The organism is Streptosporangium brasiliense, assembly GCF_030811595.1.
Taxonomy (GTDB): Bacteria; Actinomycetota; Actinomycetes; order Streptosporangiales; family Streptosporangiaceae; genus Streptosporangium; species Streptosporangium brasiliense.
This window is the reverse complement of record NZ_JAUSRB010000002.1, coordinates 7,323,247-7,337,061: the sequence shown is the minus strand read 5'-3', so window position 1 is coordinate 7,337,061 and position 13,815 is coordinate 7,323,247. Positions and strand designations below refer to the sequence as shown.

General features: G+C 68.5%; 12 protein-coding genes and 1 pseudogene. 8 read left to right on the top strand and 5 right to left on the bottom strand.

Going from position 1 to position 13,815, the window contains the following annotated elements; all coding sequences use genetic code 11:
* Positions 1-48: 48 nt before the first annotated feature.
* The 4 genes and pseudogenes from J2S55_RS42520 to J2S55_RS42505 all read left to right on the top strand — a co-directional run bounded on the left by J2S55_RS42520 (position 49) and on the right by J2S55_RS42505 (position 2,847).
* Entirely contained in the window at positions 49-591 is a 543-nt protein-coding gene (locus J2S55_RS42520) for an SMI1/KNR4 family protein (RefSeq protein WP_306873109.1), read from the top strand.
* A gap of 553 nt (positions 592-1,144) precedes the next feature.
* Positions 1,145-1,810 carry a hypothetical protein gene (locus J2S55_RS42515; RefSeq protein ID WP_306873106.1) on the top strand — a complete coding sequence of 222 codons (666 nt, stop codon included), beginning with the start codon at positions 1,145-1,147 and terminating at the stop codon, positions 1,808-1,810.
* Positions 1,803-1,895, top strand: a pseudogene (locus J2S55_RS42510) (hypothetical protein); the annotation flags it as partial. The gene J2S55_RS42515 and the pseudogene J2S55_RS42510, both read left to right, overlap by 8 nt.
* A 412-nt stretch (positions 1,896-2,307) precedes the next feature.
* Positions 2,308-2,847, top strand: coding sequence for a GNAT family N-acetyltransferase (locus J2S55_RS42505; RefSeq protein ID WP_306875854.1), 540 nt, complete (start codon positions 2,308-2,310; stop codon positions 2,845-2,847).
* 139 nt (positions 2,848-2,986) lie between these two features.
* Here the strand turns inward: J2S55_RS42505 and J2S55_RS42500 are convergent, their stop codons facing one another.
* A complete protein-coding gene (locus tag J2S55_RS42500) occupies positions 2,987-3,853 on the bottom strand; it encodes an RNA polymerase sigma-70 factor (RefSeq protein ID WP_306873104.1) in 867 nt (288 codons plus the stop codon).
* A gap of 275 nt (positions 3,854-4,128) precedes the next feature.
* Here J2S55_RS42500 and J2S55_RS42495 point away from each other — a divergent pair, with 275 nt between their 5' ends.
* Positions 4,129-4,614, top strand: coding sequence for a carboxymuconolactone decarboxylase family protein (locus J2S55_RS42495; protein ID WP_306873101.1), 486 nt, complete (start codon positions 4,129-4,131; stop codon positions 4,612-4,614).
* 292 nt (positions 4,615-4,906) lie between these two features.
* Complete coding sequence (locus tag J2S55_RS42490; protein ID WP_306873099.1) at positions 4,907-6,265, top strand: FAD-binding oxidoreductase; 1,359 nt, start codon at positions 4,907-4,909, stop codon at positions 6,263-6,265.
* A gap of 524 nt (positions 6,266-6,789) precedes the next feature.
* Here the strand turns inward: J2S55_RS42490 and J2S55_RS42485 are convergent.
* On the bottom strand, positions 6,790-7,554 hold the full coding sequence (locus J2S55_RS42485; RefSeq protein WP_306873096.1) for an NAD(P)-binding domain-containing protein: 765 nt from the start codon (positions 7,552-7,554) through the stop codon (positions 6,790-6,792).
* A 97-nt stretch (positions 7,555-7,651) separates the two neighbouring features.
* Here J2S55_RS42485 and J2S55_RS42480 point away from each other — a divergent pair, with 97 nt between their 5' ends.
* A complete protein-coding gene (locus tag J2S55_RS42480) occupies positions 7,652-8,632 on the top strand; it encodes a TIGR03620 family F420-dependent LLM class oxidoreductase (protein ID WP_306873092.1) in 981 nt (326 codons plus the stop codon).
* A gap of 219 nt (positions 8,633-8,851) precedes the next feature.
* Here the strand turns inward: J2S55_RS42480 and J2S55_RS42475 are convergent, their stop codons facing one another.
* Positions 8,852-10,075, bottom strand: coding sequence for an oxygenase MpaB family protein (locus J2S55_RS42475; protein ID WP_306873089.1), 1,224 nt, complete (start codon positions 10,073-10,075; stop codon positions 8,852-8,854).
* 180 nt (positions 10,076-10,255) lie between these two features.
* On the opposite strand from J2S55_RS42475, the gene J2S55_RS42470 reads away from it, so the two are divergent.
* Positions 10,256-10,912: a TetR/AcrR family transcriptional regulator gene (locus J2S55_RS42470; RefSeq protein WP_306875851.1), complete on the top strand. Its 657-nt coding sequence runs from the start codon at positions 10,256-10,258 to the stop codon at positions 10,910-10,912.
* Positions 10,913-11,033: 121 nt separating this feature from the next.
* On the opposite strand, the gene J2S55_RS42465 is transcribed toward J2S55_RS42470, so the two are convergent.
* Together J2S55_RS42465 and J2S55_RS42460 are read right to left on the bottom strand one after the other, a co-directional pair.
* Positions 11,034-12,032, bottom strand: coding sequence for an AraC-like ligand-binding domain-containing protein (locus J2S55_RS42465; protein ID WP_306873088.1), 999 nt, complete (start codon positions 12,030-12,032; stop codon positions 11,034-11,036).
* A gap of 242 nt (positions 12,033-12,274) precedes the next feature.
* On the bottom strand, positions 12,275-13,687 hold the full coding sequence (locus J2S55_RS42460) for an FAD-dependent monooxygenase (RefSeq protein ID WP_306873086.1): 1,413 nt from the start codon (positions 13,685-13,687) through the stop codon (positions 12,275-12,277).
* Between the last annotated feature and the right edge of the window lie 128 nt (positions 13,688-13,815).

Genomic DNA, 13,815 nt, shown 5'->3' with positions numbered 1-13,815 from the left:
CAAAGCACTCAGATCGCTACCGGAGGTGGAGTGGTTTAGCCTCTCAGGATGACGGAGGCACCTGAACATCTGGCCCTACCCATCGCCTTGGCCGAGGTGGCCAAGATTGGCTTTGAGTGGGAGTGGGACGAAGAGACCGACGAGGCCCGCGGTTGTGATTTCGAGCTGTACGAACGGTTCGAGGCGCCGGAGAAGACCGCGTGGTGGTTCCGCCTGTGGACCGGTAACGAAGAGGTCGATGGCAGCGAATTCCGCTTTTTCGGCGCTACCGGGGCAGGCGACTATGTGGGTTTCTGGCTGGTTCGACCTGGCATGTCAATCACCGAGCAGCCTGTCGTCTACCTCGGTTCCGAGGGTGAACGCGGCGTGATAGCTCGCGATCTCGGTGATCTGCTCCGGTTGCTTGCGGATGGTTCGGGGCCGGCAGAGGCATTCGCCGACCCAGATCGTGAGACGCAGCCGAACGAGGCGTTCCGGGCGATCGCGGAGCGGTACGCGCCGGGAAGGCACCGTTCCGCGGCGGAGATCGTGGCGGGGGCGCGAGAGGAGTTCCCGGGCTTCTCGGAGTTCATCGACGCGATGTGCCGGTGAGTGAAGTCCGCGCGGCGGGCGCACGCAGATGCCGTGCGTGTCGGGCCAGGCGATCCACGGCCGGCCGCAACCCTGCCGAATGACAGCGTGCTGACGTCGTCAGGTCAGCAAGTGATCAACGTTCTGAACTGCCAGGACATCTGTATGACCATTCGCGTGAACCTCCAGAGCCGGTGATCGGGATCAGCCCGGAAAGCCGATCCGCGAGGAGTTTCATTACAGGGTCAAGCACTACACCTCGGATGTCTACGTAAAATACGGCTACCCAGAGCTGCGGTGCGGCGAATATCCCTTCTTCTCCACCCGGGAAGTAGCCGCAAAAGGCAAGGTTGACTACCCTGTCCAGGGAGTTCGAAAAGCGCATGACTGGCTGCCTGGAAATGCGCTCAAGGCGTTCTGCGGCCATTATCGGCTTCTCGCCTACGGCCCTGAAAAAATCGTCACCAAGATCAGCGGCAGTCCGTCCTGGGGGAAGATCGTGGATTAAGGGCCGTTAGATGCGGGGGCGCCGAGTGTGGCCCCGCATTCCCCGTTCGGTGTGAGGACGCAGATAATGATGAATACGGAACAGGAACTTCCTGCGGATAACCAGTGGGACCTGCTGGTCGAGTACGGGCACTGGTTCAAATTCGGATTCCACGCCCTCTGGGTAGAAGGCGACGATCAGGAGGAACTGGCCCGGCTGCTCAAGGTGGATCCGGGCTCACGCCTGGAGTGCGACCTGGAGACGCTGGCCGGGATGAACGGGGGCGGGAGCGAGAAGGGCGTCTGGATGGGCCCGCACGCGCCCGGCTGGACACACATCTTCGTCTCTGGCATGTACTCGTTCCATCCCGCGATCCGCAATCTGGGGAAGCGACGAGTCTTCGAGATCTACTTCGCGGCAGAAGTGGGTGAAGGGCTCGAGCCGCTGTACCTCAACTATGACGGAGAACAACTCGGTGACGTCACCCCACCGGACGGGGAAGGCGGAGCCATGGACCTCACCGACTACCAGCCCTATGCGGTAGGGCTGGCACTCGGTACGGAGAGAAAATCCAAGCGAGATATACATCTCTTCTTCTGCATGATGGGCCGCATCACCGGACGCTTCGCCGACCGGGAATGGTGGACGTCGACCCGCACCTTCTACCGCATTCCTAGAGGTTCTCGGCGACACCCAGCGGGCCGATCGCAGGACCCGCTCCACGGCTCAGCGGGCGAAGCTCGGCCTGCCTGACCTGGCCACGACCACGATCGGACCGTTCCCGCAGACCGCCCGGATCCGCAGGGCCCGCGCTGGCCACAAGGCCGGCCGGATCGGCGACGCCGCCTGCACCGAGGCGATGCGCGCCGAGATCGGGCAGGTGATCCGGCTTCAGGCGGGCTCGGTGGCGACCATCGCGTTCGGCGCCGGCTCACCGATCGGGACGGATCTCTCCGCCGGCCGGCGGTAGCCGTACAGGCGCACGGTCAAGGACGCCTCCAGCCTGCCGTACTCGATCGCATGGATCCGCCGCCCGAGCCGCTGCTCACCACGCTCGACGTGGCCGAGGACATCGAACTGGCCGACAGCTTCAGCGGCCGATCCGACTTCTTCCTCACCGGCGGCAACGGCTCCAGGACCGCCCGCTGTGCGGCGGTCAAATCAGCACGACCCACACCAAGATCACCTCGGATGGGTCACTCGGGCGGTCCACTGCTCATGACAGGACCTAACGTTGGTCCGTGTCCGAAATGCCATCACGGGTCGAACTGCGCCCGCTCACCCTCTCCGACCAGGACGAGTTCTGCTCGCTCGTGCAGGCCAGCACGGAGCTGCACCTGCCATGGATACAGCTGCCCGCGACCGCGGAGGAGTTCCAGGTCTGGATGCGCCGCTTCGACGACGGCACCAACCTGGGTCTTCTGATCCGTGTCCGGGAGACCGGCGCAGCCGCCGGGATGGTCAACATCAACTCGATCATCCGGGGCCGCTACCAGGGCGCGTCCCTCGGCTATGCGGCCTTCGCCCCGTCCGCAGGGCAGGGTTACATGACCGACGGGCTCACCGTCACCCTGCAGTACGCCTTCACCGACCTGCGGCTCCACCGGCTGGAGGCCAACATTCAGCCGGCGAACAAAGCATCCCTGGCCCTGGCCCAGCGCCTGGGCTTCCGTTACGAAGGGCTGTCGCCCGCCTACCTCTACATCAACGGGGCCTGGCGCGACCATGAACGCTGGTCCATCACCGCACCAAACCCCTGGAGACCAGATCCCTCCCTTCCAGAGGTATGAGCCACACGGCGCCGCTTATGAAGCATCTCCTGGGTGCACTTGGCCGGCAGGTTGGTGCGGGCCATGTCGTTGGTGGGGTGGGGGGTGATCGATCTGTTGGAGTGTCCTGGAGTGTCGATGGGCTGGCGGAGCCCTGGGCTCAGCGGCTCACCGTGGTCTCCCGTTCCATATACGACAGCTTCTCGGGATTGCGCAGGGCGTAGAGCCCGGTGATGAGGCCGTCGTCGATACGCACCGTTATGACGGTGTCGATGTCGCCGTCGAGCCGGACGATCAGTGCCGGGTGGCCGTTGACCTGTACCGGCTGCAGCGACGCGGTGGGGGCGATCCTGCCCAGCACGTGGGCCACCTGGCCGGCCCCCACGACGGGCGCCAGCGCGGCCTGTTTCAGTCCGCCGCCGTCGGTCAGCAAGACGATGTCCGGGGCGAGCATGTCGAGCAGACGTTGCAGGTCGCCCGTCTCGATCGCTTGTTGGAACGCCTCGAGCGCGTCGCGGGTCTGGGCCGGGGAAACGGCCCCCCGTGGCCGGCGCGCGGCGACGTGCGCCCGTGCCCGGTGGGCGATCTGGCGGACCGCGGCCGGACTTTTGTCGACGGCTTCGGCGATCTCGTCGTAGGCCAGGTCGAACACCTCGCGCAGCACGAACACCGCCCGCTCGGTCGGCGTGAGCGTCTCCAGCACCAGCAGCATCGCCATCGAGACGCTGTCGGCCAGTTCGATGTCCTCGGCCACGTCGGGCGTGGTGAGCAGCGGCTCGGGCAGCCAGGGGCCGACGTAGGACTCCTTGCGCCGGCCAAGGGTACGCAGCCGGCTCAACGCCTGCCGGGTAGTGATCCGGACCAGGTAGGCGCGCTGGTCCCGCACGGTGCTCAGGTCGACGCCCGCCCACCGCAGCCAGGTCTCCTGCAGAACGTCCTCGGCGTCAGCCGCCGAGCCCAGCATCTCGTAGGCGACGGTGAACAACAGATTGCGGTGACCGACGAACGCCTCAGTGGCCGCATCCACCACGGAGCCCGTAGCGGGGTCGGTGCGGGTGAGTGGCCCAGCTGTGTCCGTCGGTCTCTCGCTGCGTCCGTTCATCGCCGGCTCCCACCTATCGGCTCTCCACTGTGTCACACGCACAAGACGCCGCTCCCACCCACCGTGTGACACCCACGACCGGTGACACACCTCACACCGCCGCGGGTGTCACAAAGACCCGATCACCGGCATCTGATGTCCGTCAGCACGCCACGCCGACGACCGGCGCGGCAGGCAACCCCGCAAGTGAGGACCACCTCATGGAACCCCGTTTCGACCTGATGGCCAACGAACTCGGCGCCAAGATCGCCAAGAGGATCTACAACGTCGCCCTGGCCATCCAGAACTCACCACTGCCCCAGACCACCCAGGACCTGGTAATGCTGCGCGCCAGCCAGATCAACGGCTGCGGTTTCTGCGTCGACTGCCACACCAAGGACGCCACAGCCGCCGGCGAGAGCGCGCTCCGGCTCCACCTGGTCGCCGCCTGGCGCGAGAGCACCGTGTTCACCGAAGCCGAACGGGCCGCCCTGGCACTGACCGAGGAAGGCACCCGACTCGCCGACACCCACCACGGCGTCCACGACGAGACCTGGGCCCAGATACGCAAGCACTACAACGACGACCAGATCGCCGCCCTGGTCTCCCTGATCGCCATGATCAACGCCAACAACCGCCTCAACGTAATCGTCCGCAACCCCGGCGGCTCCTACCAACCCGGCCAGTTCACCAGCATGACGAACTAACCAACAAACCCCCCACCCGGCCGGGCCGGACCGACCCGGTCCGGCCCGGAACCCAACCCACCCGAGCCAGACCCACGCACCCCACCGCCCCGCCATCCGGAGCGACGCGTGGGCGACTGCCGCCAGGCACCACGACGGGGAGCGGCTCGCCTGCGCTGGTGTCGCTCATCGCCCTCACCAACGCCCTCACCAACGCCGGTCAAACCCTTGACGTCGCCGCCCGACCGCCGGGCGGCGACCACCGGCTCGGCCAGTTCGGAGAACGAAGATTCTTATGTTCGGAAGGAACATCATGAGCTCAGCGTTTGAAGCCCTCCGCCGTGACTTCGGCGGCGACATCATCGAACCGGGCGCAGCGGAGTACACAGCGGCCAGTCGCTCGGTATTGGCCTCGGGTAGTCCGGCCTGTGTTCTGCGGCCCAGGAGCGTCGGGGACGTCCGAGCGGCTGTCAGATTCGCCGCCGACGCAGGGCTTTCGCCGGCCGTGCGAGGCGGCGGCCACAGCTTTGCGGGCTTCGGCACCACCGACGACGGCGTCGTGATCGACCTCAGCGAGCTCGCGAACGTCGAGGTCATCGACAAGGAACGTCACCTCGTACGGATCGGCGGCGGCGCCACCTGGGGCCAGGTCGCGACCGCCCTGGCCCCGCACGGCCTGGCGATCTCCTCGGGCGACACCAAGAGCGTCGGGGTCGGTGGGCTGACGTTGACCGGGGGCATCGGCTGGAAGGTCAGGAAGTACGGCCTCGCGCTGGACAACGTGGTCACCGTGGAGGTGGTCACGGCCGGCGGAGAGGTCGTGCAGGCTGGCGCGGAGGAGAACCCCGAGCTGTTCTGGGCGATTCGCGGCGGCGGAGGCAACTTCGGGATCGTGACCGCCTTCGAGTTCGCGGCACATCCGACGACGGACGTCTTCTACGGCAGGATCGCCTTCCCGGCGTCGGAGGCGGCCGCCGTGCTTCAGGGGTGGGCGGACCACCTCCGCACCGCCCCCGAAGAGCTCACCTCCGTCGCGGAGTTCGCCAATCCCTTCGCGGGCGGGCCCGAGGCGCCGGTCGAGATCCGCGTCGCCTTCGACGGCGATGACCCGGAGCTCGCGGCGCAGGCCATCGACCCGATCCGGCGGCTCGGCACGGTGATTGACGACGATGTCGCGTTGAAACCCTATGCGGACACGCTCGTGGACGGCGCCACCCCGCCGCCGGGCATCCGACTGGTCACCCGGAGCGCGTTCGTCGACATGGCATCGGTGCCCGAGGTCCTTCGGATCCTCACTGAGGCCGGGGCAGCAGAGAGGCCGCCGTTCATCGCCGTTCGCAGCGTCGGCGGTGCGGTGTCCCGAGTCCCCGACGATGCCACCGCCTACGCGCATCGCCAGGCGGAGTTGATGTTCGTGACCACCGTCGCGGGTCCGCAGCCGCTCGTCGAGGCCGCGCGTCCTGCTCTGGAGGCGATCTGGGCGAGACTCGCACCGCACGTCAACGGTGCCTACGCCAACTTCCTCACTTCCGCCGCCGAGGAGGATGCCGCCGCGATCTATCCAACGCACACCTACGAGCGGCTCGCGGCGGTCAAGCGTCAGTACGACCCCGACAATCTGTTCGCCCGTAACCACAACGTCCGGCCGCGGCCAAGCCTTGCGGACCGGTGAGGCCGTCTGGGGCGCCCCGGCCAGTTCGGATAACGAGGACGGGGATGAGGGGCATCGGCACAGCCATTGGAGCGCTGAGAACAGTCTTGGTGCGAGCTGGGCGTCGGCGAGTGCGGCGACGGGCGGCAGAGTCGGCTTCGGCGCGGTGGCTTCGGCGCTTTCGCGGGGCTGGGGACGCCGACCATGCCCCGAACCCTCTCACAAGCATTTCTCAGAACAATCTCGGTCAAGGACGTGGAGTGAGAACGAATTGTGAGAGGGGTTCGTGGCTGTCGGCCGTCCCGTGAGGCGTGCCGGTGATCTTCCCTTGGAATCGCTCGTTCGCGAGTGACGAGAAGCGGAGCCACCACTACAGCTCACCACCGTTCCTGCCAGTTCCAAGGCCGGTGAGGCCCGCGATTCCGTGGAGATCGAAGGTTGTTCAGCCTGAACCCGAGGGGGGTTGCCCTGATTCCGGGGGGCGGGCGCCCATGGGTTCGCGGCCGGCTCACGGGGCGGCTTCGGGCGCGAGCCCTTCTCCGGGGCTACTTCAGATCGGCGAGGAGGTCATCGAGGGCCTTGTTGAGGGCTTCGGAGTTGGCCGGGCCGAACCACGTGGTGCGGATCCGCTCGTTGCTCCCGTTCGGGGTCTCATGATCGGCTGCGAGCTGGTGCAGGGAGCGGGTTCCGTCGCCAAGGGCGCGGCCGACGGCCTGGAAGAGGTCGCGCACGTAGCGGTCCGCGTCACCGGCGTCGATGCCGTGGCCGGTGGCCCACGACGTGAGCGTGGCGAGGTACGAGTAGTGGGTGGTCAGCGTCCCCGTCAGTGCGGAGAAGACGTTGAAGGCCGCCTCGTCTTCGACCGGGAGCACCCCGCCCAGGTGCTCGAAGAAGGCGTTCACCGCCGGGTGCGACGGGCACGTCACCGTGACGGAGCGGCGCTCGCGTACGGCGGGCAGAGGGATGGCCCGTACCAGGGGGGCGTCGGTGGCGAGTGTCTGTCGCAGGTCGTCGTTGCCGACGCCGGCCATCACGTTGATCACGATCTTGTCGTCGTCCACACTCAGGCCGGCGAGCGCTCCGTGCCGGTCCTGGCGGCGTACGGCGATGATCACCAGATCGGAGCGGTCCACCACCTCCTGGTTGTCGGCGCACACCCGTACGTTCTCGTAGCGCTCGGACAGCTCCGCGACCGTGCCGGCCCCCCGGGGGGAGAGGAACACCTCGGGGGACTCGCCGGCTCCGTCGCACAGGCCCACCACGATGGCTCGGCCGATCTCGCCTACCCCGATGATGCCGATGCGCTTCATATGTCTTCCTCCGTGGTGCGTGGTGGTCGTGACCCGTTTCGGTCCGGGTCTGTGACGTTGAGTCTGTATCAGTCGAGTCCGTGTCGAGAGCGCCGCGGTGCCCTCGGTCCCGCCCCATAACCCTCCGCGTGCTCCGGGGCGGGGCCGCGGCTGCGGTCGGTGTCACCGGGCCGGTCGCCGCCAGTCCGTCACATGCGGAGTCTGGGCCACAGGCCTGGATCTGAGCTCACCGGGCGGGAGCGCCGATCTCGTCGCCGAGCTGGAGGAACTGGGGCTCGGCGCCTTCTGGCTCAGCGAAGGGCTCGTCCACGACCCGTTCGTAGACGCCACCCGGCTGCTGGCGGCGACCCGGTCGACGGTGATCGGCACCGGCATCGCGGTGATCTACGGTCGCCACGCGCACTGGATGCGCAATTCGGCGCGGGCGGTGCTCGACACCCACCCCGACCGGTTCGTGTTCGGGCTGGGCACGTCCAACCCGCGGGTCGTCGAGGAGGTGCTCGGGCTGGACTTCCGGCGGCCGATCGCCACGCTGCGCGCCTACCTCGACGATCTCGACGCGCCGGACGGCCTGCGGTCGATGCTCGGCCTCCCCGATGCCGACCGGCTGCCCCGTCTGCTGGCGGCTCTCGGACCACGGGCGATGGACCTCGCCCGGGATCGGGCCGACGGGGCGATCACCTACCTCGTCCCTCCAGAGCACACCGTCCAGGCCCGCGCGGTGCTCGGACCCGACCATACGCTGGTCGTCGAGCAGGCCGTGGTCGTCGGTGCCAGTCAAAATGACGCCCGCAGCCGGGCCCGCGCCCATGTCGCCGGCTATCTGGGCCTGCCGACCTATCGGGCCAGCTGGCAGCGGCTCGGCTTCACGGACGCAGACTTCGACGGCGGCGGCAGCGACAGGCTCATCGACGCCATGGTCGCCACGGGGGAAGATCAAGTGGCCGATCGGATCGCCGCCCACCTGGCCGCCGGAGCTGACCACGTCTGTCTTCAGGCGCTGCCCGCTCAGCCTTTCGCCCTCCCGGGCCGGCAGTGGCGGACCCTCAGCGCCCTCGGACAGTCCGTAACGGCGTGATGCGCGGCGGGCCGGACGCTGGAGCGGACGATCCTTGCCGGTCTGATGCTGGGCACCGCGCGCAGGGCGTTCGACGACACGGTGTCCTGTGTGCGGGAGCGCCCGCACACACGTGCCTCACATGTTCTCGGCACCTGTTCTGACGGCTCCGCGGATACGGAAGTAGGCGCCGCAGCGGCAGATGTTGCGCAGGCCGCGGTCCGGCTCGGACGGTCCTGATCAGGACGGGCGATTGCTGTCCGGAATTTCGATGCTGATCGGCCGCGCCTCTGACAGGAAGAGCAGGGCCGCCTTGCGGAGGAGCTCGTCGAAGAGCCAGTAGGACTCCGGGGCCAGTGGGAATGGGAGCAGACCCTCGCGGACGGCGACGAAGGGCTTCCAGGCGGTGTTGAGGAGCGGGTCCCAGATCGGCTCCCTGGGGATCTTCAGCCATACGGCGATCTGATCACCGAGCAGGAAGCGGGTGAAGGCGCCGAGTATGGGCTTGCTGAGGATTCCGGCATCGACCGAGGAGCCGAGGCTGAGGAGAATGTCGGCCAGTTTCACGCCCTCGGCCGTCGGCGCCAGCACCGGGGTCAGGACCTGCTCGGCCTGCGCGTCGGCCTCGGCCCACGACGCGGGGATGTACTCGTCCTTGACGCCGAGCATGTGCGCGCCCAGCTGCCACGAGTGCAGGAACGCCCCGGACTCGGCGGCGGGGATGGGGACCTTCCACGCGGTCAGCTTCTGCATGACGGTCGTGGGCAGGCTGTGCCAGGTGACCATCATGTCCCGCTGGCTGATCGGGATCTCTTCCTCGGCGACCTCCGACCAGCGCGGGGACTGCGGCAGCAGGTGCCGCACCGCCGCATGCACCAGCCGGGTCTTGACGCAGGTCACGATCATTTCGCCGTCGGGCTGGTAGGCATCGTGAGCCCCGATGTCGTACCCGAGTTTGGCGGTTTTGGAGATGCGGTCCTTCATGTCCGCGCCGCCCTGGGAGTAGTAGACCGCGCGTGCCTCCTTGGGGATGACCGTGCTCATCATGCCGCTGGCCAGCCCGTACAGCACGCCGAGGTAGAGCCCCCGCTTCTTGTTGAACTCGACCGCGGTGGCCAGTTTGCGCTGGTCGGCCCATGGCGGCAGTCGACGGGCTCGCTCCATGAAGTCCCGCAGGTCTGCCGGCAGCCCGGCCGGCAACGGCTGGCCGTTCTTGGTCCAGGTCCGTAACAGCTCGTTGACCCTGGGCACATCACCCCGGTCGAGCACCGAGGCGACCAGCGGGTCGGCCTCCTCGTCCCACACCCACCGCGGGTCGACCCCTGCCCCTGTGCCCGCCACCGAGCCCTTGGCCGCCCACGTCCATGCCGAGTGCGCCTGGGCGGGGGCCGCGATGCTCAGCGCGCCGAGTGCGCCCAGCGTCCCACCCGCCTTCAACATGTTGCGCCTGCTGAGTTCGCCCATGTCGTCGTTCCTCCTCCTCGCCGAGGCCGAAAGCGCTACCTGATACGGTGAAACAACTCATGAGTCTGCGTATCATCAGAGCACACCATGACGGGCATCACAAGACCGCGACAGCGGCTGTGGGTGATTGAGGCACAATCAGTACAGGAGGTGATCGTGGAATCTGCGCTGTCCGTGCTCATGACGCCGCCAGACTCGGAGTCGCTGCTGGAGCGCGCGTACCTTGATGCCGTCGAACGGGTTGACGATATGGACGAGACGCGTGCGCGCATACTCGACGCGGCGTACGAGCAGTTCTGCCGGATGGGTATCCGCCGGTCGTCCATGGAGGACGTGGCCCGGCGGGCGAAGGTCTCGCGGATCACGATCTACCGGCGGTTCGCCACGAAGGACGCGCTGGTCCAATACGTCGTACGCCGAGAGTTCCGCCGGTATTTCGACCAGTTCCTCATCGACATAGAACAGGCCGACACGGCCGCTGACCGGGTGGTCCTGGGCTTTGTGAGTTCGCTACGCGCGATCCGAGGCAACCCGCTGATCGGTGGTCTGATCGCCGTGGAACCAGACCTGCTCGTGCCCTCCATGATCAGTGACGGGGGACAGACCCTCGCCGCCGTGCGGCAGTTCGTCGCCGGCCAGCTCCGCCGCGAGCAACGCGCGGGCAACGTGCCGGGCGCTCTGGACATCGACCTCGTGGCCGAACTGATGGTCCGGGTCTCCGCCTCCTTCCTGACGATCCCCAGCCTCGTCGTCGACCTCGACGACGACGAGCAGTTGGCCGCAGTGGCCCGGCGGTTCCTCGTGCCCATGCTGGAACCAACCGACTCCCCGGATTGACCGCCAGGAAGAGCGAGGAGCTGCGCTCGCGCCGGCTGCTCGGCGCGGACCGCTCCCGGCGTCGCCCCCGGAGCCGTCACCGCCTACGGCGGGCCGGTCGAGGAGTCCGGCGATGGCCGGCTCATACGCCTGGCGACCGGGTGGAACGCCCTTCCCCGTCCTCGGCTCCGGCGAGCGCCTGCCGGCGATGGTCTCGCGGGCTCGCGCCGTAGGCGGCGCGGTAGGCGCGGCTGAACTCCGCGGCGCTCCTGAACCCCCACCGGAGGCCGATCTCGCCGATCGGCTGGTCCCGCAGTCGCGGGTCGGCGAGGTCCGCGTGGCAGCGTTCCAGCCGACGCCGCCGGATCGTGGCGCTCACGGTCTCCGGCTGCCGCTGAAACAGCACGTGCAGGGTCCGTACGGAGATGTGGTGGTGCGCGGCGATGCCGGCCGGCCCCAGTTCGGGGTCGCCGAGACGGTGGTCGATGAAGGCGTCGATGCGCGCGGCCAGTGCCCGATGACGGCTCTCGACCGGCAGCCGGCGGTCGGCGTCGAGGCGGCCGGCGAGGAACGTGGCGGCCAGGTCGAGACTGATCGTGCCCAGCCGGGACAGCTCAGCCGGATCGCAGCCGGCGGCGTGCTCGCGCAGGCCGGTCAGGTAGTGGGCCAGCATCGCCCCCGCACCGGTCCGCGCGGAGAGCTTGCGCGCCAGCAGCCGCTCCACCTGGCCGCGGGGGAGCGGCAGTGCGTCCCGCGGCATGAACAGGAACGTCACCCGGGTGAGCCGGCCGATGTCGAGGAAGTCGGTGGCGAAGGGGTGGGAGGTGTCGAACAGTGCGATGTCCCCGGCCTCCAGGTAGGAGTCGTTGCGCCGCTGCTCCAGCCGTACCGGACTGCCGTGGACGAGGAAGAGTTGGTAGCAGTCGGGGTCGTGCCGCCTGATGTGGGCCGGCGTGCGCCGGGCCGTCATCGGCGACACCGCGAACTCGGCCACCCGCACGCCCGCAAGGTCGACGGAGTACGCCCGGCCGTGGAAGTCGTCAGCGTGCTCGGTGGACAGCGACGTGGGCACGATCTCGTGCCCGGACATGTGCGCCCACCATTCCAGGCGAGCCTTCCTCGGCACGGAGTCGGTGGACACGGAGACCACGGGGCCTGGTCCGACCGTGCGGTGGATCCAGGTCCCGTACGAGTGATCGCACACTGCGTCTACGCTCTGAGGCACCGTCCAAGGGTCCACAAGCCCGGTCCCGGCCGCAAGGCCGACGGCACCCTCGACCACCGGCCTCGCGGCATGCCCGCACACTTCTCGCGACGGTGCCGCGATCCGGCGGCCGGGCGTACGAGCTCGGCAGCGCATCCAGGAGAACCTGGCCCTTGGTCTCAGGGGTTTCCTGTCGGTGATCCAGCCCACCGGGACAGGGCGTCGGTCAAGGAGGCGGCCTCTGATCCCGTCCAGCCGATGTAGCCGTCAGGGCGTACCAGTACGGCCTCGGCGCCCAGCTCACGTGCGGTCACCTTGTAGCCGACCCGCGCCGACCACGGGGCGGCGGCCGCACGCAGGCGGTCCGTGGCGGAGAGCACCACGGCCCGGCCGTCGCGCAGGTCGAGGCCCGGCAGATGCCGCCCGAGCAGGGGATGCGGCTCCCCCGGAAGGGCATAGCGGATGTCCAGCCCGGAGATCATGCCGGCGACCATCCTGTTGGCTTCCGGCACGGTCAGCAGTTCCTCGACGATGGCGCGCAGGGCCATGTTCTCCTCGTCGGGCACCAGCAGGACGGCCTGGGCGCGGGTGTTGGCCAGCACTCGAGCGGCCACGGGGTGCCGCTCGGTGTGGTAGGTGTCCAGCAGCCCGTCCGAGGCCTGGCCGCTGAGTTCGGCGGCCAGCTTCCAGCCCAGGTTGAAGGCGTCCTGCAAGCCGAGGTTGAGCCCCTGACCGCCCATCGGTGAGTGGATGTGCGCGGCATCTCCGGCGAGCAGCACCCTGCCGTGCCGGTAGTGCGTGACCTGCCGCGAGGCATCGGTGAAGCGGGAGGCCCAGCGGATCTCGCCGAGCCTCACCTCCGGTCCGAATGCGCCGGTCAGCGCCCTGCTCACCTCACCGGGCGTGATCGGTGCGTCCCTGGGCAGTTCATGCTGCTCGGGGCCGTAGAAGAGAAAGCGGTGCACGCCGTCGCCGAGCGGTGCCAGGTAGCCCTTGCCGGTGGCGGAGGGAGTCATGACCGGCAGGCTCCACGACGTGGGGGCCGGCCCGGTGAGGGTGAGGTCCGCGACCGCCATCTTCAACCGGCCCTCCAGCCCGGGGAAGCCGGCTCCCAGCAGTTCGCGCACCGTGCTCCGTCCGCCGTCGCAGCCGACGAGGTAGCGGCCGTGCAGCCGTGCCGGACCGGCGGTGGCGGTGACGCCATGGTCGTCCTGGGTGAGCGTGGTCAGTCCGTGCCCGCGCAGCACCTTGACGCCCAGCTCCACCACCCGGGCCTCAAGGAGCTCCTCGACGCGCGCCTGCGGGATGCCGATCATGTATGGGTGGGCAGTGTCCCAGGCGCTGAAGTCCAGCCGGAGCCCGGCGAAGTGCCCGCCGGGCACCTGCTGGACGGCCCGGTCGATGAGCGGGCCCAGCAGGCCACGCGCCTCGAACACCTCGGCCGTGCGGGGTTGCAGGCCGAGCGCTTTGGACTGGCCGCTACGCGCGGGCAACCGCTCCACCACGACCGCGGACACCCCTGCCAGGCCGAGCTCGGCGGCGAGCATGAGGCCGGTGGGGCCGGCCCCGACAATGATCACATCGATGTTCATGCCGGGAGGGTAAAGCTCATGCCGGTTACCGCGAGGATAGCTGCACGGCCCGGCCGTCGGCCGGGGTACGCGCCGGCCCGCTGGACAGCCTGCGCCCGTCGCCAACAATCCTGCGCTCCGCGCTAACG